15 protein-coding genes are annotated in these 23,660 nt (G+C 70.6%); 12 read left to right on the forward strand and 3 right to left on the reverse strand.

Translation table 11 applies throughout. The features are described 5' to 3' along the window. Positions 1 to 7: 7 nt before the first annotated feature. The gene (locus tag ACH4TL_RS36900) at positions 8 to 715 is read right to left on the reverse strand and encodes a DUF2470 domain-containing protein (protein ID WP_398327870.1); all 708 of its coding nucleotides are present in this window, start codon (positions 713 to 715) and stop codon (positions 8 to 10) included. Positions 716 to 969: 254 nt separating this feature from the next. On the opposite strand from ACH4TL_RS36900, the gene ACH4TL_RS36905 reads away from it, so the two are divergent. The 3 genes from ACH4TL_RS36905 to ACH4TL_RS36915 all read left to right on the forward strand — a co-directional run bounded on the left by ACH4TL_RS36905 (position 970) and on the right by ACH4TL_RS36915 (position 4,590). Next, positions 970 to 1,755: an FHA domain-containing protein gene (locus tag ACH4TL_RS36905; RefSeq protein ID WP_398327873.1), complete on the forward strand. Its 786-nt coding sequence runs from the start codon at positions 970 to 972 to the stop codon at positions 1,753 to 1,755. Between the two features lie 82 nt (positions 1,756 to 1,837). After that, the gene (locus tag ACH4TL_RS36910) at positions 1,838 to 2,608 is read left to right on the forward strand and encodes a polysaccharide lyase family 7 protein (RefSeq protein ID WP_398327876.1); all 771 of its coding nucleotides are present in this window, start codon (positions 1,838 to 1,840) and stop codon (positions 2,606 to 2,608) included. A gap of 95 nt (positions 2,609 to 2,703) precedes the next feature. After that, positions 2,704 to 4,590, forward strand: a complete 1,887-nt coding sequence (locus ACH4TL_RS36915) for a serine/threonine-protein kinase (RefSeq protein ID WP_398327879.1) — start codon at positions 2,704 to 2,706, stop codon at positions 4,588 to 4,590. Positions 4,591 to 4,600: 10 nt separating this feature from the next. Here the strand turns inward: ACH4TL_RS36915 and pip are convergent, their stop codons facing one another. Together pip and ACH4TL_RS36925 are read right to left on the reverse strand one after the other, a co-directional pair. Beyond that, positions 4,601 to 5,563, reverse strand: coding sequence for a prolyl aminopeptidase (pip, locus tag ACH4TL_RS36920; RefSeq protein ID WP_398327882.1), 963 nt, complete (start codon positions 5,561 to 5,563; stop codon positions 4,601 to 4,603). A gap of 222 nt (positions 5,564 to 5,785) precedes the next feature. Then, positions 5,786 to 6,859, reverse strand: coding sequence for a LacI family DNA-binding transcriptional regulator (locus ACH4TL_RS36925; protein WP_398327885.1), 1,074 nt, complete (start codon positions 6,857 to 6,859; stop codon positions 5,786 to 5,788). Between the two features lie 180 nt (positions 6,860 to 7,039). On the opposite strand from ACH4TL_RS36925, the gene ACH4TL_RS36930 reads away from it, so the two are divergent. The 9 genes from ACH4TL_RS36930 to ACH4TL_RS36970 all read left to right on the forward strand — a co-directional run bounded on the left by ACH4TL_RS36930 (position 7,040) and on the right by ACH4TL_RS36970 (position 23,659). Beyond that, positions 7,040 to 10,141 carry an alpha-mannosidase gene (locus tag ACH4TL_RS36930; RefSeq protein WP_398327887.1) on the forward strand — a complete coding sequence of 1,034 codons (3,102 nt, stop codon included), beginning with the start codon at positions 7,040 to 7,042 and terminating at the stop codon, positions 10,139 to 10,141. A 59-nt stretch (positions 10,142 to 10,200) separates the two neighbouring features. Further along, positions 10,201 to 11,496, forward strand: a complete 1,296-nt coding sequence (locus ACH4TL_RS36935; RefSeq protein WP_398327890.1) for an ABC transporter substrate-binding protein — start codon at positions 10,201 to 10,203, stop codon at positions 11,494 to 11,496. After that, positions 11,493 to 12,374, forward strand: coding sequence for a carbohydrate ABC transporter permease (locus ACH4TL_RS36940; protein ID WP_398327893.1), 882 nt, complete (start codon positions 11,493 to 11,495; stop codon positions 12,372 to 12,374). The genes ACH4TL_RS36935 and ACH4TL_RS36940 overlap by 4 nt, the downstream gene beginning before the upstream one ends. Further along, a complete protein-coding gene (locus ACH4TL_RS36945; protein ID WP_398327896.1) occupies positions 12,374 to 13,243 on the forward strand; it encodes a carbohydrate ABC transporter permease in 870 nt (289 codons plus the stop codon). Before ACH4TL_RS36940 ends, ACH4TL_RS36945 begins: the two co-directional genes overlap by 1 nt. Before the next feature lies 1 nt (position 13,244). Further along, positions 13,245 to 14,546: a glycosyl hydrolase gene (locus ACH4TL_RS36950; protein ID WP_398327899.1), complete on the forward strand. Its 1,302-nt coding sequence runs from the start codon at positions 13,245 to 13,247 to the stop codon at positions 14,544 to 14,546. Then, positions 14,533 to 16,872, forward strand: a complete 2,340-nt coding sequence (locus ACH4TL_RS36955; RefSeq protein ID WP_398327902.1) for a glycoside hydrolase family 3 protein — start codon at positions 14,533 to 14,535, stop codon at positions 16,870 to 16,872. Before ACH4TL_RS36950 ends, ACH4TL_RS36955 begins: the two co-directional genes overlap by 14 nt. Then, positions 16,788 to 19,466: an endo-beta-N-acetylglucosaminidase gene (locus ACH4TL_RS36960; RefSeq protein WP_398327905.1), complete on the forward strand. Its 2,679-nt coding sequence runs from the start codon at positions 16,788 to 16,790 to the stop codon at positions 19,464 to 19,466. Before ACH4TL_RS36955 ends, ACH4TL_RS36960 begins: the two co-directional genes overlap by 85 nt. 276 nt (positions 19,467 to 19,742) lie before the next feature. After that, the gene (locus ACH4TL_RS36965; protein ID WP_398327909.1) at positions 19,743 to 21,803 is read left to right on the forward strand and encodes a flavin monoamine oxidase family protein; all 2,061 of its coding nucleotides are present in this window, start codon (positions 19,743 to 19,745) and stop codon (positions 21,801 to 21,803) included. After that, positions 21,800 to 23,659 carry a thiamine pyrophosphate-binding protein gene (locus ACH4TL_RS36970; protein WP_398327912.1) on the forward strand — a complete coding sequence of 620 codons (1,860 nt, stop codon included), beginning with the start codon at positions 21,800 to 21,802 and terminating at the stop codon, positions 23,657 to 23,659. The genes ACH4TL_RS36965 and ACH4TL_RS36970 overlap by 4 nt, the downstream gene beginning before the upstream one ends. Position 23,660: the final 1 nt, after the last annotated feature.

Here is a 23,660-nt window from a genome sequence, read left to right on the forward strand (position 1 = left end):
GGGCGGTTCAGGCCAGCAGGTTGCCCGTGTGGGCGAGGCGGCGCGCCGTGGTCAGCAGGGCGTGGATCTGGGGTCCGGCCTGGTTGAGGTGGGTCACGGGGGTTTTGAACGGCAGCCGGACGTCGTGGTACCTGCGGGGGTGTTCGAGGCGCAGGGTGATGCCGTAGCGGTCCATCGCCACGGGGAGGGCGCGCACCATGCCCTTGTCCGGATGGGGGTGGACGAGGCGCAGCAGCAGGGGGACGAGTTCGCTGTGGTCGTCGACGAGATGGGTCAGCATGCTCGCCTCGCTGGTGGCGATGGGGTCGAGCGGCGCCGCCTGAAGGGTGTGGAGGGTGACGTACGTGCGCCCCCGGTCGTCCTCCAGGACCGCCTGGCCGAACTCCAGGCAAGTGCTCTCCTTGGCCTCCGCGTCGTACGGAGCGGCCAGCAGCCCGGTCACCGTCACGCGGGCGCGCAGGCGGTCGCGTACGGGCGTGGGGGCGACGTCGGTCAGCTCCAGCCGCACCGGAATGCGCATCGCCGTCCGGGCCCCGGGGGTGCCCTCGAACGGCGGGTGGAGATGGAAGTGGCCCATCGCCCCCGTGCCGTCGAGGCGGCGTACTTCGGTGTGGACCCCGTCGCTCACCACGGTCATCGAATGGGCGGCGGTGAGGATCGACCGGACGCGCTCGGCGGCGGTCGGGGCGGTGGCGGGGGTGGGGAGAGGACGCATCCGGCAGACTCCAGGCGCGGGTAGGACGGACATCGAGCGAACAACTTAGGTATGCCTAACCTAACTCATGATGGAGGATCCGGGTAGCCCGCCGCCACCCTCTGTCCGCGCCGCCGGGCCCTCCCGCTTCGTATAGGGCACGCGGGTCGGCCCGTACGGTGGGGGCGGGACGTGCCGTGGGGACGGGTCCCGGCGCAGGGCGCGCACCCTGGGCGGGTGTCACCGCGCATCCCCCCGACCCGAGGAGTCATCCGATGCCCCTCTCCGCCAGCCTCGCGCGCGGAGTCGCGCCCACCACGCCCGGCAGCCTGCACGCCCGCACCCTGACCGGCGACCTCAGCGCACCGCCCCGGCCGGGACTCACGGTCTGCTTCGGGCGCGGTCAGAAGCCGGACGTGGACCTGGGCGTCGGCGTGGACGACCTCCGGGTGAGCCGACGGCACGGGGAGCTGACGTACCGCCAGGGGCAGTGGTGGCTGCGGAACACCGGGCGGCAGCTCGTCCGGCTGCCCCGCGGCAGGATGATGCACCTCAGCACCGAGCCGATCCCGCTCGACACCGGCTACACCCCGCTGTTCGTCAAGGGCTCCGGCTACCGTGAACACCTGGTCGAGCTGTACGTGGCGGGCCACGACGACCTGGGGCCGGTCTCGCGGCGGCGCGCCGAGACCCTGCGGCCTGAGATCTGGCCGCTCGACGACGACGAACGGCTGCTGCTGGTCGTCCTCGGCCAGCGGTATCTGCTGTACGAGGAGGATCCGCGCCCCATGAGCTACGCCGTGGCGGCCCGGCAGCTCGGCGATCTCCACCCGGACGCGGGCTGGAACGAGCGCAAGATCGAGTACCGGATCGAGGCCGTACGCCGCCGACTGCACCAGACCGGCTTCAGGTACCCGCTGATGCACGACAAGTCGCAGGGGCGCCCCGCCGACAACGGCCTGCTGCACAACCTGCTCAAGGGGCTGGTGGAGTCCACGACGCTCGTACCCCCGGACCTGGACCTGATCGAGGACGAGGCCCCCTGGCCCGATCCCGCGTGAGCGCCGGACCGCTTCCCTCCGGGACCCGTCCCGGAGGCGGCGTCGAACGATGGGAACGGCTCACCCAGGAAGGAGCATTCCCATGACACGCATGCGCATCGCCGCTCTCGCGGGCATCACCACGGCCGCCCTCGCGATTCCGGCACAGGCCGACGCCGCCGGCGCCCCCGGGGCCGCGACCGCCCGCTGCAAGTACCCCGCCGATGTCCTCGATCTCACCGACTGGAAGATGACCCTGCCCACCGGCGAGGAGGAGGACCCGACCGAGATCACCCAGCCCGATCTCGCCACCTTCTCCGCCAGGCCCTGGTTCCAGGCCACCGAGGACTGCGACGCGGTCCGGTTCCGGTCCGCCGTCGACGGCGTGACCACCGGAGGCTCCGGCTACCCGCGCGCCGAGCTGCGGGAGATGACGGACGGCGGGGAAGACGAGGCGAGCTGGCCGACCACCGAGGGCACCCACACCCTTGAGGTCGACGAGGCGTTCATGGCGCTCCCCAAGGACAAGCCGCATCTCGTCGGTGCGCAGATCCACGGCGGGGACGACGATGTCACGGTCTTCCGCCTCGAAGGCAGCAATCTCTACATCACCGAAGGCGACGACTCCCACCACCACCTCGTCACCGACGACTACGAGCTGGGCACCGCGTTCGAGGCCAGGTTCGTGGCACGGAACGGGAAGATCGCCGTCTACTACAACGGGCGCCGCGAGACCACGATCTCCTACGACGGCGACACCAACTACTTCAAGGCAGGGGCCTATACGCAGGCCAACTGCTCGAACTCGCAGCCGTGCGACCGCGACAACTACGGCGAGGTTCACATATCCCGCATCGAGGTCGACCACTCCTAGCCGGACCGGTGCGTGCCCGTCCCCGAGGGCAGTAAATTCGGTCTGCGTGCCAATGGGCGGCAGGGATTCTGGCTTCGCGTGAGGGGGAGTTCGTCGTGCGGCGGGGGGAACGGGTGGGCAAGTACCGGCTCACAAGGGGGCCCGTCGAGGGAGGGAGGGGCGCGGTCTGGTTCGCCGTCGACACGGAGCTGGGCCGGCCGGTCGTCCTCAAACGGGCCCTGGTCGACGACAGCAGTCCGGCCGGGTTCGACGAGTTGCTGGCCGAAGCGCGCGCTCTGGCGAAGTTCAGTCACCCGAACGTCGTCACCCTCTACGACGCCGTCCGCGCGGGCAAGGGCAAGAAGGCCACCTTCTGGCTGGTCATGGAACATGTGACCGGCGGCAGTCTGGACGTCCCGGTGAAGCTGGCCCCGGAGCAGGCGGCGCACGTCGGCGCGCAGATCGCGGGCGCGCTGGCGGCGCTGCACGCCAAGGGCATCGTGCACTGCGACGTCAAGCCCGGCAACATCGTGGTCACCCAGGAGAGGGTCGCCAAACTGGCTGATTTCGGCGCCGCGTACCGGGTGGACGGCAGCGAGACCATCACGCCCAACGGACCGGTCAGCCTCACCCCGTACTACGCCGCTCCCGAGGCGTTCCGCGGAGCGCCCGAACGCGCGTCCGACGTGTTCTCCCTCGGCGCCACCCTGTACTGCCTGGTGACGGGGACTCCACCGCTGCGCGGCGCCGGGCGCATGGTCCGGCTGGAGGCCATCAGCCCCCTGGCCGGGCCGCTCCGGGGAGTGCTCACCGCGATGCTCCAGCAGGACCCAGGGGCCCGGCCCACCGCCGCCGAGGCGCTCGGCGCCCTGACCGACATCGCGGTCTCGCCCGAGCAGTTCCCGGTCCTCCCCGAGGCCGCCCCGGCGACCACGCCCTACACGGCCACCGTGGCGTACCGCGAGGGCGCCGCGGGAGGGCGGCAGCCGCGCCCGATCGCGAGCCTGGTCCGGCGCCGCCCGCTGCTGACGGCCGGTGCCGCCGCCGTCACGGCACTCGCGATCGCCGTCCCGTTCCTCGTGACGAGCCTCGGCGGCGATTCCGGGGACGGCGAGGCCGCTCCGTCGTCCACCACACCGGCCGAGTTGACCAGCGCGGACTTCATCGGCGACCCCCGTACGGCCAACCCCTGCGCCCTGCTGAACGCCGGTGTGTTCGACCGCTACGAGGACGCCGCGCTGGACCCCGACTACGGCAACTTCAACCGATGCGACGTCATCCTGAAGCAGCGCGGCGAGGAGGTCGTGGACGTCAGGGTGGAGCTCGACGCCGATCCGCTGCCGGAGGGCGTGGCGCGGAAGACCATCGGCCGGGTCACCGTCGTGCGGCGTGCCGCCGAGCGCGACGAGTGCGAGCGGGCCGTGGCCGTGACCGGCGCCCGGGAGAACAGCCTCCGGGTCACCGCGGCCGCGAGACGGCCCGCCGAGGTCAGGGAGCCGCTGTGCGACACAGCCGACGCCGCCACGGGACGCGCGGTCAAGGTGCTCAACCGCGGTGCGATTCCCCGGCGCTCCCCGGGCTTTCCGGCCGATTCGCTGGCGCACATGGACGCCTGTACGTTGCTCGACACCAAGGCGCTGGAGGAGGTGCCCGGCATCGACGCCCGGGACCCGGACGTCGGATTCGGCCGCTGGGAGTGCCAGTGGAAGAGCACCACCAGCGCGTACGAGGTGGACCTGCGGTTCGACCAGGGCAGCCTGCCGGACGACGAGAACGCCCGGTCGACCCGGCTCAGTGATCACCAGGCCATCGTGCTGCCGGACGACGAGGGCCCGGGGAGCTGCCGCGTCGAGGTGGTCCATCGCGAGTACACCGGCGTGGACCGGGTGCAGGGCACCGAGCGGGTGGCCCTCGTCCTCAAGGGCGCGGGCCGCAAGGACCGGCCCTGCGGGATGGCCACCGATCTCGCCGGAGCGGCCGCCGCAGCGCTGTCGTCCGCCTGAACCGGGGCCGTTAGGCGTCCTTCCCGAACCGGGCGGTCGCTTCCAGGATCGCGTCCCGCATCGCGGGGCTGCCGGTGTGCCCCGAGTCGTCGATCACCTTCAGCTCCGCGTCCGGCCACGCCTTGGACAGCTCCCACGCGGTCTTCAGCGGGCTGCCCAGGTCGAGCCGGCCGTGGATCAGCACCGCCGGGATGCCCGCCAGGCGGTGCGCGTCCCGCAGCAGTTGGCCGTCCTCCAGCCAGGCGTCGTGGGCGAAGTAGTGCGCGCAGATCCGGGTGAAGGCGAGCAGCGCGTCGTCGGTCTTGTCGCTGTAGTAGCCCGGATGGCCGAGCGTCTCGTGGGCGATGACCGCGTCCTCCCAGGCGCACCAGTCCCGTGCCGCCTTGGCCCGTACCGCCTCGTCCGGGCTGTTCAGCAGCCGGTCGTAGGCGGCCACGAGATCGCCGTCGCGGTCGGTCGGCGGCAGTGCGTCGCGGAACGCCTCCCAGGCGCCGGGCAGCAGGCGTCCGACGCCGCGGTAGAGCCAGTCGGTTTCCTCCGGCCGCGTCATGGTGACGCCGCAGATGACGATCTCGGAGACCCGCTCGGGGTACCGCTCCGCGTACGCCAGGATCAGTGTGGAGCCCCAGGAGCCGCCGTGGAGCAGCCAGCGCTCGACGCCCAGGTGCTCGCGCAGCCGCTCCATGTCGGCGACGAGGTGGTGGGTGGTGTTGTGGGCGAGGCCGACCGCCGGGTCGGAGGCGTGCGGCAGGCTCTCACCGCAGCCACGCTGGTCGAACAGGACGACCCGGTAGACCTCGGGGTCGAACATCGTGCGGCTGCCACGGCGTCCCCCGCTGCCGGGGCCGCCGTGCACGCACAGCGCCACCTTGCCCTCGGGGTTTCCGCTGGTCTCCCAGTAGATGCGGTTGCCGTCGCCGACATCGAGCAGGCCGTGCGCGTCCGGTTCGGCGGGCGGGAAGGGCTGGGCCATGGTGGTCCTCTCCTCGAAGGCGCGGCGAACGCGGGCGCGGCGAGCAACCTCGCGAGGCTAGCGGACGGCCGCGTCGAACCGCGCGTGGTTTACGCGGACCGGGGCGGCCCTTCGTGACCGACCGTGTCGAGCAGCAGCTTCGCCGCCAGCTACGACCTGCGCCAGGGGTTCGATGTCCCCGCGCGATCCGTACGCCGACAACAACACCGCCTGGCCTGTGTGTTATCCCTCGATGGGAGGGGCAGTGCTCTGCCGTACGACGAGCTGCGGAGTGGGAGCCTGCACGGAGCGGGGGGTGGGTCGTTCGGCCATGACGCGGAGCAGTTCGGTGGCCGTGAGCGTGCCGAGTGCGAAGGTGTCGCGCGTGAGCGCGGTGAGCGAGGGGTGCGCCATCGTGGTGAGTACGGAGTCGTCGAAGGACACCACGGAGACCTCGCCGGGGACGGCGATGCCCATCTCGGTGGCCACGCCGAGTCCGGCGACCGCCATGACGTCGTTGTCGTAGACGACCGCCGTATGGCGGGGGTCGGCTTCGAGGAGACGGCGGGTCGCCGACGCGCCCTGGGCGTCGGAGTAGTCGGTGGCGATGGACGTCACGTCGATGCCGGTGGCGTCGCGTACGTCCTCGATGGCCCGCAGGCGGCGCTGGGTGTGCTGGTAGGCCACCGTGCCGCTGACGTGGCCGATGCGCCGGTGTCCGAGGGTGACCAGATGGCGCAGGATGCTGACCGCCGCCGCGTGGTCGTCCACCCAGACGCTGGTGAGCGGCAGGGGATTCCCATGGCTTCCCAGCACCACCGCGGGAATGCCCAGATCGGCGACGAGTTGAGGCCGGACGTCGTCGACCGCGAGGTCGAGCAGGACCAGGCCGTCCACGCGCTGCTCGGCCGCCCAGCGCCGGTAGACCGCCACCTGGGCCTCGATGTCCTCGACGATGAGTAACTGCGTGGCGATCCCCCGGTTGGACAGGCAGGACTGGAGACCGGAGAGGAACTGCGCGAAGAAGGGCTCCACGCCGAGCGTGCGCGCGGGACGGGCGATGACGATGCCGACCACGTCGTTGGCCGCGCCCTTGAGCGCGCGGGCGGCAAGGTGCGGGCGCCAGTTGAGCTCGTTCGCGACATCGAGGATGCGCTTGCGGGTGGCGTCGCTCAGCCCGGGGCGCCCGTTGACGGCGATGGACACCGCCGCGACGGAGACGCCAGCGAGCCGTGCGATGTCGGTGCTGCGCAGCCGGGCCGGTGACGCCTCGGCCTGGCTTCCCGCTTCTGACGAGGCATGGTTCTTCGGTGGCATCGGCCCTCCATCGTGACCCGCGTCGAACACCCGCGTGGACTTTACGCAACCGTGATGATCCGCCGCGGTGACGGGCGAACTGAAACGTATTAATCTGCGGCCACTCGCGATCCTACTAAAACGTATTAGACGCACCGTGTGAGACGACCTGTTGCTCCTCCTCCGCGATGAGGATCAGACATGCACCGTCACTTCAGCAGGACACTTGAGCGGCTGGACCGCGTACGCCGTGAGCGCATCCTTCCCCGGCTCCACAGCGGTCTGGGGGACGTCGGGATCGAGGCGTGGACGGTCGGGGACGACGGCGAACCGGTGAGCCCCGGCCACGCCCTCGGGCTGACGGCGGAGCCCGGTCGCAGCCGCCCCGACTACCGTCCCTTCGCCCTGGGCGAGGCCTGGGGGCCCGCGTGGTCCACGACCTGGTTCCGCGTCAGCGGCCGGGTCGCGCCCCGGCCGCCCGGGCCGGTCGACCTGCTGCTCGACCTGGGCTGGTTCGACCACTCCGTGGGCGGCCACTGCGAGGGGCTGGTCTTCACACCGGACGGCACCATCGTCAAGGGCCTGCACCCGCGGCAGACGGCGATCCGGCTCCACGAGGGCGACACCGGCCCCGGACTGCTCGACGCGGACGGCCACTTCATGCTCCACGTGGAGGCCGCGGCCAACCCCCTCCTGCTGGGCCTGCCGCCCTTCGTCGCCACCGAACACGGCGAGAAGGGCGCACGGGAACCGTTCGATGAGTTCCGGTTACGCCGCGCCGAAACGGCCGTGTTCTCACCGGAGGTGCACGCCCTCCTGGCCGACCTGGACGTCCTCGGCGGCCTGGCCGCCGAACTCACCGAGGACGAACCGCGCCACTGGCGCCTGCTGTACGGCATCGAGCGCGCCCTCGACATCTACGACGCCGCGGACGCCGAAACCAGTGCCCGCAGCGCCCGCGCCCACCTCGCGCCCCTGCTTGCCGCTCCCGCCCACGCCTCCGCCCACCGGATCACCGCCGTCGGACACGCCCACATGGACTCGGCGTGGCTGTGGCCGCTGCGCGAGACGGTACGCAAACTCGCCCGGACCGTCTCCAACGCCCTCGCCCTGCTCGACGCCCACCCGGACCTCGTCTACACCATGTCGGCGGCGCAGCACTTCGCCTGGCTCGAAGAGCACTACCCCGACCTCTTCGCCCGGGTACGGCAGCAAGTGGCACAAGGTCGGCTGATACCCGTCGGCGGGATGTGGGTGGAGCCGGACGGCGTCATCCCCACCGGCGAGTCCATGGTGCGCCAACTCGCCTACGGGAAGAGGTACTTCCGCAGCCGCTTCGGTCTGGAGGCGCGGGAGGTGTGGCTGCCCGACTCCTTCGGCTACTCCGGAGCGCTGCCACAGCTGGCGCGCCGCGCCGGGGCACGCTGGTTCCTGACGCAGAAGATCTCCTGGAACGACACCACCACCTTCCCCCACCACTCCTTCTGGTGGGAGGGCATCGACGGCACCCGGATCTTCACCCACTTCCCGCCCGCGGAGACCTACGCCGCCGAGGTCACCGCCCGCGAACTGCGCCACGCGGTGGCCACCTTCAAGGACAAGGCCATCGCCTCCCACTCGCTCCTGCCCTACGGCTACGGCGACGGCGGCGGTGGCCCCACCCGGGAGATGGCCGAGCGGCTCCACCGCTTCGCCGATCTGGAAGGCGCGCCGCGCGTGGTGTCCCGCACTCCGGCGGAGTTCTTCGAGGACGCCGAGGCGGAGCTGCGCGAGGTCGAGTCGGTCGCCCGGCCACTGGCGCCCGTCCACAGCGGCGAGCTGTACCTCGAACTGCACCGCGGCACCCTGACGTCCCAGGTGGCCATGAAGCGGCACAACCGGGCTTGCGAATCGCTGCTCAGGGCGGCCGAATACCTCAGCGCTGCGGCCACGGTCCTGCGCGGAGAGCCCTACCCGGGGGAGACCCTGGACGACATCTGGCGCACCGTGCTGCTGCACCAGTTCCACGACATCCTGCCGGGCACCTCGATCAGCTGGGTGCACCGCGAGGCCCGCGACACCTACCGGGCCACCGAGTCCCGGCTGCGCGCTCTCATCGAGCGGGCGGTCAAGGCGCTGGACACTCCGGCCGAGGGCCGGACGGCAGGGCTGCTCCCTCCGTTCGTCCCCGTGCGGGAGCGGGACACGAATGCCGTCCGCGTCACCGACGGGGAGGCCGGTGCCACCGTGCTGGACGACGGCCTGCTGCGGGTCGTCATCGATGCCGACGGCCATGTCAGCTCGCTCCACGATCTGCCCGGTGGCCGGGAGGTGGTGCCGCCCGGCCACCGCGCCAACGTGTTGCAGCTGTTCCGCGACGAGCCGGTGCGATGGGACGCATGGGACGTGGACCGCCACACCCTGCGCGACTTCCAGGTGATCGACGAGGTCACCAGCCGGACCGTGGTCCATGACGGACTCGATGCCGGTGTCCGGGTCGTCCGGCGGTTCGGCGCGTCGACCGTCACGCTCACGATGTGGCTGAGGGCGGGCACCGGCCGGTTCGAGACGGAGTGCGCGGTGGACTGGCGGGAGCGCGAGCGCCTGCTCAAGGTCGCCCTGCCGGTCCACGTCATGGCGCGCACGGCACGGTTCGAGACCCAGTACGGGTACGTCGAGCGGCCGCTGCTGGTGAACACCGAGGCGCAGGACGCGATGTACGAGGCCGCCATGCACCGCTACATCCAGGTGAGCGACGGCGCCTACGGTGTGGCCGTCCTCAACGACACCATGTACGGCGCCGACGCGCGCGCCGACCGCGACGCCACCGTCGTCCGGCTGTCGCTGCTGCGCGGCAGCCGCTTCCCCGACCCCGAAGCCGACGCGGGAACCCACCACTTCCGCTGGGCGCTGCTTCCCGGCGCGGACGTCCCCGCCGCGGTCGAGGCCGCGTACGCCTTCAACGCGCCCGGCATCCCGCCGCTTCCGCCACTCGAACCCCTGGCGGGAATCGAGCTGCTGCAAGGGCATGCGGCCGTCGACTGGATCAAGCTCGCCGACGACGGTTCGGGGGACGTCGTCGTACGGATCTACGAGACGCAGGGCAGCCGGGCGAAGGCCCTGCTCCGCCCCTGCGCGGAACTCGGCGCGGGCGCCGTCGTAGCGGAGACCGACCTGCTGGAACGCGCGCTCGCGCCCGAGGACGACCTGCCCACCGCCCTGCCCCGGACACCGTCCGGTACGCCCCGTCCCGCCGACGGCGCGGCCCTGAGCCTCGGCCCCTTCCAGGTGGCGACCCTGCGGATCGCCACCGGCACGCGGTAGACGTGCGGCCCCGCCGCATGCGAAGACGCCACCCCACACCCCAGATGAGGAGACGACGAATGACGCCAGCGGGAAGACGCACCGCGCTCGTCGCGGGACTCGCTGCTGGATCCCTGATGCTGTCCGCCTGTGTGATGGGCGGCGGCGAGACGAAGAAGGCACAGGACGGAAAGGTGTCCGGCAAGATCACCTTCCAGACCTGGAACCTGAAGAACGACAAGTTCACCTCGTACTTCAACGGCCTCATCGCCTCGTTCGAGAAGACCCACCCGGGCACCGACATCAAGTGGGTCGACCAGCCCGCGGAGGGCTACCAGGACAAGCTGTCGGCCGACGCCGCGGCCGGGTCCCTCCCCGATGTGGTCGACATGGGCCCGGAGTCCGCCTACACCCTGGCCAAGGCGGGTGTCCTGCTCGATGTGAACAAGGCCGACCCGAAGGCCAAGGGAAAGTACGCCGGCAAGGCGTGGGAGGCCATGACCTTCAAGGCTCTGGACGGCGGCACCTACGGCTACCCGTGGTATCTGAACACCGGACCGTCCTTCTTCAACAAGGCTCTGTTCACCAAGTGCGGCCTGAACCCCGGCAAGCTGCCCGCCACCTACGACGAGCTGTTCGACCAGGCGGAAACCATGGCCGAGAAGTGCTCGGACACGATGATGATCGCCAGGATGCCCGCCATCGAGACCTTCGGCGAGTACGGCGTGCCGCTCATGGACGCGCACGGAGCCAAGTTCACGTACAACAACGCCAAGGGCGTGGAGTACGTCGAACGGTTCCGCAAGCTCTACGCCAAGAAGGGCATCGGCGAGGAGGCGCTGAACAACCTCCAGACGAAGGAGGTGGAGGAATTCAAGGCGGGCCGCCTGGCCTATCTGCCCGGCAGCTCCTACACCCTGGACGACCTGAAGGCCACCGCTCCGGACGTCTACAAGAACCTGGGCATCGGGCCGCGCATCAGCAACAGCGCCCCCAACATGTACCTGGAGTCCCTGGTCGTCAACGCCGCGAGCAAGAACCAGACCCTGGCCACCGCCTTCGCCACCTATGTGACGAACTCCGCCAACCAGCTCGGCTTCGCCAAGAAGGCTTCCGTCTTCCCCTCGTCCGCCGGGACGCTGGACGACCCGTACTTCACCAAGGACGACGGGAGCCCGGCCACCAAGGTGCGGCGGGAGAGCGCCGACCAGGTGAGGAAGGCCGTGGTGTGGTGGCCGCCCGCGTTCTCCGGGGCGGCCGACAGCCAGACACTGCGGGAGCAGATCGCCCAGGCCCTGCTGGGCAAGAAGTCGGTGAAGGCGGCGCTGGACGCCTCCGTCCGCTACTCCAACGAGCGACTGAAAGCGGACAAGTGACCACTACGCACCGCTGGCGCCTGACCCCGTGGCTGTTCCTGCTGCCGGGACTGACCGTCATCGTCTCGATGGTCCTGGTGCCGTTCGCGAACACCCTGGGGCTGTCGTTCACGGACTCCACCCTGCTGCGGCAGGGGGAGTTCGTCGGCTGGGACAACTTCCGCCGGATGTTCGCCGACGAGCGCTTCACCACCGCCCTGCTGAACTCCACGCTCTACACCCTGTGCGTGGTGCCCTGCATGGTGGTCCTCCCGCTCATCCTCGCCACGTTGGTGAGCAGCGCGGGGCGGCTGTCCGGCTTCTTCCGCACCACCATGTATCTGCCCGTGGTCATGTCGCCCGTGGTCGTCGGCCTGATCTGGACGAACATGCTCGACAAACGAGGTCTGGTCAACGCCCTGTTCGCCACGCTCGACATGGTGGCCGAGCCCGTTCCCTTCCTCACCGACCGATGGCTGCTGCTCTTCAGCGCCATGTTCGTCACCGTGTGGACCGGCCTCGGCTACTACATGGTCATCTACCTGGCCGCCCTGGCCAACATCGACAAGAGCCTGTACGACGCGGCCGCGATGGACGGCGCCGGTGCGGTGCGCAGCTTCCTGGCCGTCACGGTCCCGGGTGTGCGGTCCACGATGACACTCATCGCCGTGCTGTCCTCCGTGGCGGCCTTCCGCGTATTCGGCGAGGTCTACGTCCTCACCGGCGGCACCGGGGGAGTGGGCGGCGGCGACCTCACCATGACCATGCTGATCCAGCGGGAGGGCACCGGGTTGCAGGCGCGCACCGGGTACGCGGGCGCCATCAGCCTCTTCATGTTCGTGATCCTCGGCGGGATGCTGCTCGCGCAACTCGCCCTCCAGCGCAAGAGGAGTTCCTGATGCCCCGGCCCTCTTCGGGTACGCGCGGTGTCGCCGCCCGGCGGCGCAGGGCCTCGCCGGGCTCCGTCGCCCGCTGTCTCATCCTTCTGCTGATGGCCGTGCTCCTGGCGGGACCGCTGGTGTGGCAGCTGTCGCTGTCCCTCAAGGGCGCCGGGGAACCGCTGTACACCCGGCCGCCCGAGCTGATCCCCGAACACCCCACGCTCGACCACTTCGCCACCGTGCTCGACCGCATCCCCGTGCCGCGCTATCTGCTGAACTCCCTGGCGGTGGCGGCCATGGCCGTGGTGGGCAACGTCGTCGGCGCCACCTGCGCCGGATACGCGCTGGGCACGCTGCGCTTCCGCGGCCGGGGCGTGGCCACCGCGATCTGCGTCGCCGCCCTGCTGGTGCCGTCCGAGACCGTCCTGATCGCGCAATTCCTCACCGTCAGGGCCACCGGGCTGGTGAACACGCTGTTCGGGGTCGCCCTGCCGACCCTGGTGGCGGCGCTGAACGTCCTGCTCATGCGCAACGCCTTCCGCAACCTGCCCCGCGAGCTGGAAGAGGCCGCCGTCGTCGACGGCGCCAACGCCTGGCAGCGCTTCATCCGGATCTCCGTGCCCCAGGTCAAGGGCGTGATCGCGGTGGTGGCGATCTTCGCGTTCGTCGGCTCGTGGAACGACTTCCTGTGGCCCCTCATCGTCCTGTCCGACGAACAGAACTACACCCTCACCGTCGGCCTGAACCGGCTGCGCGGCACCTTCTACGAGGACCCGCGCCTCATCGCGGCGGGCACCATCATCGCCCTGGTGCCCATCGTGGCGTTCTTCGCCGTCCTCCAGCGCTACTTCTTCCGCGGGCTGGAAGCCGGCGGCCTGAAAGGTTGAGATGCTGAGGTTTGGAGTCAACTACACCCCCTCCCAGGACTGGTTCTACTCCTGGCTGGCCCCGGACCCGGAGAGCACCCGCCGTGACATGGCGGCCCTGGCGGGGCTGGGGATCGACCATGTGCGCGTCCTGCCGCTGTGGCCCGTCGTCCAGCCGAACCGCACCCTGATCCGCCACCGCGCGCTGCGGGACATCCGTACGGTCGTGGAGATAGCCGGTGAGGCCGGTCTCGACGCGAGCGTCGACGTCCTCCAGGGGCATCTGTCCGGCTTCGACTTCGTGCCCAGCTGGCTGACGGACTGGCACCGGCGCAGCATGTTCACCGACCCCGACGCCATCGCCGCCCAGGCCCGGCTCGTGGAGGCGTTCGAGGAGCAGCTGCACGACCTGCCCAACTTCCTCGGGCTGACCCTGGGCAACGAGGTCAACCAGTTCACCTCGGCCGTCCACCCCAGCCCGATGGCCGCCACCCCGCACCAGGTGACCGCCTGGCTCGACGCCCTGCACGGCACCGGGCCGCGCGACCCCCGCCACTTCCGGCTCAACGCCGAATACGACGCGGTCTGGTACGCCGACGGCCACGCCTTCGTCCCGGCCCACTCCGCACGCCACGGCCACATGAGCGTCGTCCACTCGTGGATCTTCAACGGCACGGCGCAGGGGTACGGTGCCCTGTCCCACGAGAGCGTCCACCACGCCGCGTACCTCATCGAGCTGTCCCGCGCCTTCGCCGCCGACCCCGCCCGCCCGGTGTGGCTCCAGGAGGTCGGCGCACCGCTCAACCACCTCACCGAGGACCAGGCGCCCGACTTCCTCGAACGGACCGTACGGGCGGCGGCCGACAGCGAGGCGCTGTGGGGCGTCACCTGGTGGTGCTCCCACGACGTGGACCGGCGGCTCGGGGACTTCCCGGACCTCGAACACAGCCTCGGCCTGATCGACGCCGATGGCGCGGTGAAGCCGATCGGACGGCGCTTCGCCGCACTCGCCGCCGAACTCCGCGACCGGCCCCGCCCCGCACCCCGGCGCGAGGCGGTCGTGGTCCCGGTCGACGGCGAGGACGTCCCCGTGTACCGCGCCGAACTCTCCCCGGGCGGCGGGGTGTTCGAGACCTGGATGCGACGCGCCCGCGCAGGGGCGCGCCCCGCCCTGGCCACGTCCACGACCGCCGCCGACCCGGGCGCGCTGAGCGCCCGCGGCATCACCTCCCTCATCCACGCAGAGCCGACCGGGCACACCTTCTACACCTCGGTCAGCGACGCGGACGTACTGAACCGGAAACGCACCCATGCAGAACACTGACCACGCGGAGGCCCCGGCGCCCGCCACCACCGTCGAACGCCTTCTCACCGAGCTGTCGCCGAGGGAGAAGGTCGGCCAGCTCAACCAGCGCCTGTACGGCTGGCAGGCCGTCGAACGCGGCCCCCGGGGCGGCTTCCGGCTCACCCGCCGGGCCCGCGCCGAAATCGAGCGCTGGGGCGGCCTCGGCGCCCTGTACGGGCTGTTCCGCGCCGACGCCTGGTCGGGCCGCTCGTGGCACGACGGCATCCGGCCCGAGGAGCGCGCCGAGGTCGCGGCCCTGGTCCAGGAGGAAGTGGCCGCGGGCGGACGCCACCGCATCGGGGTGCTCCTCTCCGAGGAGGCGCCCCACGGCCACCAGGCCCTCGGCGGCACGCTGCTGCCCACCAACCTGGCCGTCGCCGCCGGATGGGACCCGGCCCTGCTGACCGAGGCGGCGGCGGCCGTCGCCGCGGAACTGGCGGCGAGCGGAGTGCATCTGGCGCTGGTGTCGGCTCTGGACCTGCTGCGCGACCCGCGCTGGGGGCGGGCCGAGGAGTGCTTCGGGGAGGACCCGCTGCTCGCCGCCGAACTCACCCGCGCCGTGGTGACCGGGATGCAGGGCGGCCACGACGGCGCGAGCGGTGTCGCCGTCGTACTCAAGCATCTGGCCGCCCAGGGCGAGGCGGTCGGCGGCCGCAACGGCCAGTCCTCCGTCATCGGCCCCCGCGACCTGCGCGAACTGCATCTGCCGAGTGTCCGTGCGGCGGTCGAGGCGGGGGCGCTCGGCTTCATGGCCGCCTACAACGACATCGACGGCGTGCCCTGCTGCGCCAACCGCGACCTGCTCACCGCCTTCCTGCGCGCCGAGTGCGGATTCGACGGCATCGTCATGGCGGACGGCCGGGCGGTGGACCGTCTGACCGCGATGGCCGGAAGCCCGGAGGCCGCGGCCGTGGCCGCGCTCGACGCCGGGGTGGACCTCTCGCTGTGGGACGAGTCCTTCGCCCTGCTGGAATCCGCCGCGGCCGAGGACCCCCGCGTCGCCGAGCTGGTCGACGCCGCCTGCCGCCGGGTGCTCACCCTCAAACACCGCCTGGGCCTGCTGCCGGACACGGGCACGGGCACGGGCACGGACACCGGCCATGCCCTACCCGCACCCGGGCGCGATCGGCTCACCCTGGCCGCCCGCACCACGGACCGGCTGTCCCGGCGCCTGGCCCGACAGTCCCTCGTCCTGCTGCACAACGCGGACCACACGCTGCCGCTCACCCCGCAATCACTCACCAAGGTGGTGCTCGCCGGGCCCAACGCCCACGACGCCACCGCGATGCTGGGCGACTACGTACCGCCGCTCCCCGCGTCGTCGCCCGCAGTCCCCCTGGGACACGCGCTGCGTCGGGCGCTGCCCCATGCCGAGATCGTGTGCCCGCCAGGACTGCCGTCCCGGGCCGAGCTGAGCGGCGCCGACGTCGTGATCCTCGCCCTCGGCGGGACCAGCCACCGCGCCTACGACGACGCCTTCGCCGACAACGGGGCCGTCGCGGGACCCGCCACGGTGGCGACCTGCGGAGAGGGCGTCGACCTCGCGGACGTGTCGCTGCCCGGAGGCCAGGACGACCTGGTCACCGCCGTACGCGCCCGGTCCGCATGCCCCGTCGTCGCCGTGGTCGTCGCGGGCAGGCCGCACGTCCTCACCACCGTGGCGGACCACACGGACGCCGTGCTGTGGGCCGGATACCCCGGCCCCCACGGCGCCGACGCCATCACCGCCGCGCTGCTCGGCGGCCACGAGCCCGTCGGCCTGCTGCCGTTCACCGCGCCACGCCACTCCGGGGCCGTGCCCGTGCGGTACAACGACCGTCACTCGGCCACCGACGTCTACCGGGACGCGCCGGACCCGGTGCTGTTCCCCTTCGGCTTCGGCCTGCGCTACGGGACCGTCACCTTCGACCACCTCACCGCCGACGTCACCGGGCGGTCCGTACGCGTCGACGTGGGTCTCACCAACCCCGCCCCCACCGGGACCGAGGTCGTCGTCCCGCTGTTCGGCCACCGCACCGGCGGGGCGGTCCTGCCCCGGCGACGGGAACTCCTCGCCTTCCGCCGGGTCACCGTCCCGCCGCGCAGCCGCATCGCCGTCGTCTGGGAGCTGCCCGCCGCGCGCTGCTTCGCCGAGGGCGCCACCGCACGGGCCCGCACCGAGCTGTACGTGAGGGATCTGAGCACCACGATCCGCCCCCACCAGGGAAGCGAGGACATGGCATGGCACGACAACGGCCACCACGACGACACCACACCACCGGAAGACGCCCCCGCACCGGTGTGCTGGCAGCGGTCCTGGCCCTGACCCTGGGCGCCGGAACCGCCCTGGCGAGCGACACCCTCCCCTGGCCGGGGGAGAGCGCCGTCGGCGCCCACCAGCCCTACCAGCACGGCTACTCCTCCACCGATCTGCTGCGGTGGAACCCCGCGGACGACACCGACGCCGAACTGCTGCGCGCCAAGGTGCCCCTCCAGACCCGCATAGCCCCCGACGCCGCGACCCAGCGCACACCGGCGCTGCCGTCCGACACCCAGATGCTCACCCTCGCGGGCGACTACGGCAACGCGTTCTTCGAGAGCCACCCCTACACCAATGAGTTCAGCCAGTACCTCTTCAACTACTGGCAGTACGCCGATGTGTACGCGTCCTGGCACGGCATGCCCACCGAGGGCGTGCCCGTGGATTACTACGACCCCGACCTCGACTGGAAGGAGAAGTGGTTCGAGTTCGGGGCGGTCAACCTCCCCAACCCCGGCTACACCAACGCAGCGCACGCCAACGGAGTGCGCTCGCTCGGCTGCGTGTTCTTCTCCCCGAACGACCGCGGCGACCAGACGTACTCCGAACTGCTCCAGCGGGACGCCAGCGGCCGCTTTCCCGCCGCCGCGAAACTCATCGAGGTCGCCCAGTACTACGGCTTCGACGGCTACTTCATCAACCAGGAGGACGCGGTCGCCCCGGCCGACATCCCCGCCTACAAGAAATTCCTCAAGCAGCTGCGCGACGGCGGCATGTACCTCCAGTGGTACGACTCCATCGACAACTCCAGCGGCAGGGTCTCGTACCAGAACGAGTTCAACGCGGTGAACGCCCCGTTCGTCCGGGACACCACCGAGGGCGATGTGTCCGACTCCATCTTCCTCAACTACTGGTGGAACAAGACCAAGCTCACCCGCTCCAAGACCCAGGCCAAAAGCCTGGGTCTCGATCCGCGCAAGAGCGTCTTCGCCGGTGTCGAGGCGGGCATGTACCAGTTCGACCAGCCGTACAACCTCGACGACAACCTCGATGCCGACGGCGCGCCGATGAACGGCATCGCCACGCTCGGCGCCGACTTCGTCTCCTCCGACTACGCCAAGAAGACCGACGACAAGGCCCAGTCGGCCGTCTTCGACCGGGAACGCCGCTGGTGGACCGGCTCCTCCCAGGGGACCACCGCACCGGAGGGCACCTGGAAGGGCATGGCGAAGTACATCGCCGAGCGCTCCGTCATCAAGGGCAGCACCTTCGCCACGTCCTTCAACACCGGACACGGCCTGTCGACGTGGAGCGACGGCAAGCTGTCCAATGACGCCGAGTGGGGCAACATCAACCTCCAGGACATCCCGGTGACCTGGCAGTGGTGGATCGACGCCGCACGCTCGCCCCTCAAGGCCGACTTCGACTACGGCCCGGAATACACGCCCGCCGACCGCTTCTCCTACCGACAAATCGGCGGCTACAACGGGGGCAGCTCCCTGGTCCTCAGCGGCACGCTCGACAGCGACAACACCGTACGCCTCTACAAGAGCGACCTGAGTGTCACTTCCGCGTCGACGCTCGCCCTGACGTACAACAAGCCCTCCGCGGACGACGACTCCCAGCTCCGGCTCGCGCTGGTGCTCGCCTCCGATCCGGGCAGGGTGGTGCAGGTGCCGCTGTCCGGATCCGGCAAGCGCACCGACGGCTGGACCACCGTCTCCGCCGATCTGTCGAAGTACGCCGGGCAGCGCATCGCCTCCCTCGGCCTCGTCGTGGCCGCGGGGGCCCAGCCGATCAAGGACTACCAGGTCAACGTGGGCGCCCTGGCCCTGCACGACGGCGTCGACCGCACCCCGGCGACACCGAAGAAGCTGCGCATCGACCAACTGCTGCCCGGAAGCGACGAGCTGTTCCTGTCCTGGCAGCGCAGCGGCTACGACACGGTGCGCCGCTACGACGTCTACCTCGACGACACCTACCTCGGCGGCATCTACGACGACGTGTACTACGTCAAGCGGTTCACCGCCACCTCCGGGACGATCAAGCTCGTCGCCGTCGGCCCCGACGGCACCCGGAGCAAGCCAGCGACCGTGCCGTTCGACCTGTCCACCGCCCCGTCCGAGGTGACCGCGAAGGCCGCACCGGACGGCACCCTGAAGGCGACATGGTCCCCGGGACGGACCAGCGGGCCCGTCACCGTAACCGTCCGCAGCCTCGACACCTCCAAGCCCTTCACCAAGGAGGTCACCGTGCCGGGCAAGCGATCGGATGTCACCCTCACCGATGTGCCGGTCAACGGGGACAAGTACCTCCTCACCGCGAAGACCGCCGACGGCACGGCCACCGGCGTACGCGGCACCTTCGCCGACGCCGACATCAGCGCCTATCCCAAGTCCGCCGTGAAGATCGCGGGGAACACCTTCACCTTCTCCCGCCCCACCCTCCCGGACTGGCACACGCTGACGGTCCTCGAGGACGGCAAGCCGAAGTCCTTCGCCACGACCTATGGATCGGGCAGCAAGCCGTACATTGTCCGCGGCCGCACGACCCTTCCGGCGATGACGGTGACCATGTCGGGCCCGAGCAGCAAGGTCGTCGCGGTGCTGGAGGACTACGCCGGGAACAAGGCCACCACGGTGCTGCGCGGCACTCCCTGAGCTTCGCGCTGAATTCTCGTTCGACCCGGCGATAACGCGTCGTATGACGGTTGATATTCGCTGTCCAGTTCGAAGAACCGGCAGGTGAGCGGGTATGGTGGCCCCGGTGCCGCTTAATTTTCCCATCCGCCCCTGCCGGATCTTCGGTCCCTCCTCGAAAAATATCGGCAAGCGGGAATTGCGCCAACCGGGTGTTCGATATTTTTAGGACTTTGCCAATGCATTACCTGGTGGAATAATCGGTAAATCGTTTCTGCATATCTACGATCGCAGGCTATGACCGACACTCCACGCGGCAACTCCGCCACCCGTGCGCGCTGGCAGACGTGTCTCAGGCTGGCCCGTGAACTTCTTCTCGTCGGGCCCGACAACAGCGATCTCAAGCTCGGTTATCTCCACACGCTGATCGACTCGGGTGGCCTCGGCTCCACCCCGCACCCGCGCAAGAAGATCCTCATCATCGGTGCCGGTGTCACCGGTCTCGTCGCCGGCCGGCTGCTCAAGGACGCCGGTCACGACGTCACCATCCTGGAGGCCAACGCCAGCCGCGTCGGCGGACGCGTCAAGACCTTCCGCTCCACCAAGCACCACCAGCCCTTCGACGACTCCGCCCAGTACGCCGAGGCCGGGGCGATGCGGCTGCCCGACTTCCACCCGCTCGTCCTCGCCCTGGTCGACAAGCTCGGGCTCGGCCGCCGCCAGTTCTACAACGTGGACATCGACCCCGCGACCGGCAGCGGCTCCGACGTCCCCGTCCCGCCGGTCACCTACACCTCGTTCACCGGCCACACCTGGACGTACGGCGCCGACAGCCCCGGTTTCCGCGAGCCCGACAAGCGCGGCAACTCCTGGATCCGCGCCAACCGCGTCCAAGTGCGGCGCGCCGACTACGGCACCGCGCCCGAACGCGTCAACGAGGAATTCCACCTCACCGGCGACGAGGTCCGCGCCCCCGTCGTGAAGATGGTGGACGACGCGCTGGAGACGGTCCGCGACTACTACTCCGACATCGTCGGCGGGAAGCGCGTCAACAAGCCGTTCGACCAGTGGGTCGAGGGCTGGGCCCGGGTGATCCGCGACTTCGACGGCTACTCCATGGGCGGCTTCCTGCGCGACGTCGGCGGGCTCAGCGACGAGGCGATCGAGGCCGTCGGCACCCTGGAGAACATGTCCTCGCGGCTGCACCTCTCCTTCTTCCACAGCTTCCTCAGCCGCAGCGACATCAACCCCGGGGTGCGCTACTGGGAGATCCCCGGCGGCAGTTGGCGGCTGCCGCACGCCCTCCACCAGAACCTGCGCGACGAGGTGAAGCTCGGCCACCGCATGATCCGCCTCGAATACCGCGATCCCAGCCGCGACGCCGACCCCGAGGGCACCGGCGCCGTCGGGCCCGACGGATGGGGCGTGGCCGTGCAGACGGTCGCCGAGAACGCCCCGCAGGCCCCGCCGCGCCTGTGGACCGCGGACCTGGCGATCGTCACGATCCCGTTCTCCGCCCTGCGCTTCGTGGAGATCGTCCCCTCGATGTCGTACAAGAAGCGCCGCGCCATCATCGAGACCCACTACGACCAGGCCACCAAGGTGCTGCTGGAGTTCAGCCACCGGTGGTGGGAGTTCACCGAGGAAGACTGGCGCGACGAACTGGAGCGCATCGCCCCGGGCCTCTACGAGCAGTACCAGCTGAGCGGCGCACAGGCCATCGATACCGGCACCGAAGCCGCCGCCTCCGCCCTCGCGTTCGCCGGGGCGGGCGCCGGCGATCTGCTGGGCGCCGCGGTCAAGGACAGCAGCGTCACCGAGGACATGCGGAAGCTCAACAGCGGCATGCCGCTGCGCGGCCCCGCCGTCCGTCCCGCCTCCCACTGCTTCGGAGGGGGCTCCGCCACCGACAACCCCAACCGGTTCATGTACTACCCCTCGCACCGGGTCGAGGGCAGCACCGGCGGAGTGGTGCTCGCCGCGTACTCCTGGTCCGACGACGCCGCGCGCTGGGACTCCATGCGCGACGACGAGCGCTACGTCTACGCCCTGCGCAACCTCCAGGCCGTGCACGGTCGCCGCATCGAAGTGTTCTTCACCGGCCGGGGCGCCACCAAGAGCTGGGCCCGCGACCCGTACGCGTTCGGCGAGGCCGCCATCTACACCGCGCACCAGATGACCAGCTTCCACCTCGACGTCTCCCGCCCCGAGGGCCCCGTCCACTTCGCCGGAGAGCACACCTCCCTCAAGCACGCCTGGATCGAGGGCGCCCTGGAGAGCGCCGTCCGCGCCGCCACCGCCGTCCACCAGGCCCCGCCGGTCACCACCCCGGGCCCGGACCAGAAGGGCCGTTCATGACCGCGATCAACCCCGAGTGCACGGTCGCCCGCTATCTGGCCACCCGGCTGTCCGAGCTGGGCATCACCCATCTGTTCGGCGTCCCCGGCAACCACCTGGGCCCGTTCCTCACCACCCTGCGGGCCGAGGGCGACATCGAGTGGGTCGGCACCCCCACCGAGGGCGGCGCGGGCCAGGCCGCCGACGCCTACGCCCGCATCCACGGCATCGGCGCGGCCGCGGTCACCTACAGCGTCGGCGCGTTCAACCTGCTCAACGCCTGCGGCGGCGCGTACGTCGAGCACATACCGCTCGTCGCCATCAACGCCTGCCCGCCTTACGAGCAGTGGCAGAACTACCGCGCCATCGGCCTGCTCACCTCCCATATGAGCCCGCGCCGCGAAAGCAACCTGGACGTCTACCGGCAGGTCACCGTGGAAGCGCAGGTCGTCTCCAACCCGGGCCTCGCCCCCGGCCAGATCGACGCCGCGCTCACCGCCTGCCTGTCCGAGCGCAGGCCCGTCTATCTGGAGGTCATGGAGGACCTGTGGGACGAGCCCTGCGTAAGCCCCTCGCAGCCCCTGCTCCGCCGTGAGCGCCCGTTCAGCACCCGCAACCAGAACATGCTGGACAACGCGGTGGACGCCGTCCTCACCCTGATCGACGAGCATCCCGGCCCGGACGGCAGGCCACGCCCGATCATCTGGGCCGGTGAGGAGATCGGCCGGTTCCGCCTCGGCGAGCAGCTCATCGACCTGACGGAAGCCACCGGAGTGCCCTTCTGCACCACCGTCGGCGCCAAGGCCGTCGTGGACGAGGAACTGCGGCAGTTCCACGGCGTCTACAACGGCGGGGCCAGCCACCCTGATGTGCGCTGGATCTTCAAGGAGTGGGCCACCTGCCGGATCGGCCTCGGCGCCTGGTCCACGTCGAAGAACCTCGGTGGGGAGCAGTGCGTCGGCACCGACTGGGTGATGGCCGCCCAGGGCGGCGTCAGCGTCGGCACCCGCTACTTCCCCGACGTCCAGCTGGAGCGGCTGCTGCCCGCCCTCCAGGACGCGCTGGTCAAGCGGTTCGGCTCCGGGGGCCTGACCGCCGACTACTACGCCGAGGCCCACGCCCACCACGGCGCGCCCGAGGACCGCCCCGCGAGCCTGCGGAGCCACCGCGCCACGCTCAGCACCGGCGGTTCGCGGTCCCGCCGCTCCGACACTTCCGAACGGCTCACCTACGACGGGGTGTTCGACCGGATCAACCACTTCCTGGGCCATGAGACGCGGACGAACTGGACGGTCGTCTCCGACGCCGCGTTCTCCCTCATCGGCTCGATGAACCTGAGCCTGCCGGCGGGCGGGTTCCTGTCGCAGATCAGCTGGCTGTCCATCGGCTGGTCCGTCGGCGCGGCCACCGGCGCCGCGCTCGCCCCCGAGCGCGAGCACGCCCGCCCGATGGTGTTCGTCGGCGACGGCGCCTTCCAGGAGACCTGCCAGGAGATCTCCACCCACACCAGGCTCGGCCTGCGGTCGGTGGTGTTCGTCATGGACAACGGGCACTTCTACGGCATCGAGCAGATGCTGGTGCACCCGTCCTACTACGCCGACCGGGACTCGCACGACGGGGACGCTACGGACGAGGCCGACTTCTACAACGTCCTCCACCCGTGGCACTACGACCGCCTCGCCGATGTCTTCTCCGGCAAGAAGACCCCGGTCAACGGGATCAGCATCGCCCACGCCGCCGACCTGGACGAGCTGCTGACCCGCCTCGCCGACCCCACCGACCCGCTCAACGCCGGACCACTGCTGGTCCGCGTCCGCCTGCACCGGCACGACTACCCGCGGGCGATGGCCTACAAGGTGCCAGAGAAAAGGGGTTAGG

Origin of the sequence: Streptomyces sp. NPDC021115 (genome assembly GCF_044333065.1) — a bacterium.
GTDB lineage: Bacteria > Actinomycetota > Actinomycetes > Streptomycetales > Streptomycetaceae > Streptomyces.

What these genes read in the sequence shown, in the direction of transcription:
- ACH4TL_RS36900 (WP_398327870.1), bottom strand. Translation starts at nt 715, where the DNA reads ATGCGTCCTCTCCCCACCCCCGCCACCGCCCCGACCGCCGCCGAGCGC.
- ACH4TL_RS36905 (WP_398327873.1), top strand. Translation starts at nt 970, where the DNA reads ATGCCCCTCTCCGCCAGCCTCGCGCGCGGAGTCGCGCCCACCACGCCC.
- ACH4TL_RS36910 (WP_398327876.1), top strand. Translation starts at nt 1,838, where the DNA reads ATGACACGCATGCGCATCGCCGCTCTCGCGGGCATCACCACGGCCGCC.
- pip (WP_398327882.1), bottom strand. Translation starts at nt 5,563, where the DNA reads ATGGCCCAGCCCTTCCCGCCCGCCGAACCGGACGCGCACGGCCTGCTC.
- ACH4TL_RS36925 (WP_398327885.1), bottom strand. Translation starts at nt 6,859, where the DNA reads ATGCCACCGAAGAACCATGCCTCGTCAGAAGCGGGAAGCCAGGCCGAG.
- ACH4TL_RS36930 (WP_398327887.1), top strand. Translation starts at nt 7,040, where the DNA reads ATGCACCGTCACTTCAGCAGGACACTTGAGCGGCTGGACCGCGTACGC.
- ACH4TL_RS36935 (WP_398327890.1), top strand. Translation starts at nt 10,201, where the DNA reads ATGACGCCAGCGGGAAGACGCACCGCGCTCGTCGCGGGACTCGCTGCT.
- ACH4TL_RS36945 (WP_398327896.1), top strand. Translation starts at nt 12,374, where the DNA reads ATGCCCCGGCCCTCTTCGGGTACGCGCGGTGTCGCCGCCCGGCGGCGC.
- ACH4TL_RS36950 (WP_398327899.1), top strand. Translation starts at nt 13,245, where the DNA reads ATGCTGAGGTTTGGAGTCAACTACACCCCCTCCCAGGACTGGTTCTAC.
- ACH4TL_RS36955 (WP_398327902.1), top strand. Translation starts at nt 14,533, where the DNA reads ATGCAGAACACTGACCACGCGGAGGCCCCGGCGCCCGCCACCACCGTC.
- ACH4TL_RS36960 (WP_398327905.1), top strand. Translation starts at nt 16,788, where the DNA reads ATGGCACGACAACGGCCACCACGACGACACCACACCACCGGAAGACGC.
- ACH4TL_RS36965 (WP_398327909.1), top strand. Translation starts at nt 19,743, where the DNA reads ATGACCGACACTCCACGCGGCAACTCCGCCACCCGTGCGCGCTGGCAG.
- ACH4TL_RS36970 (WP_398327912.1), top strand. Translation starts at nt 21,800, where the DNA reads ATGACCGCGATCAACCCCGAGTGCACGGTCGCCCGCTATCTGGCCACC.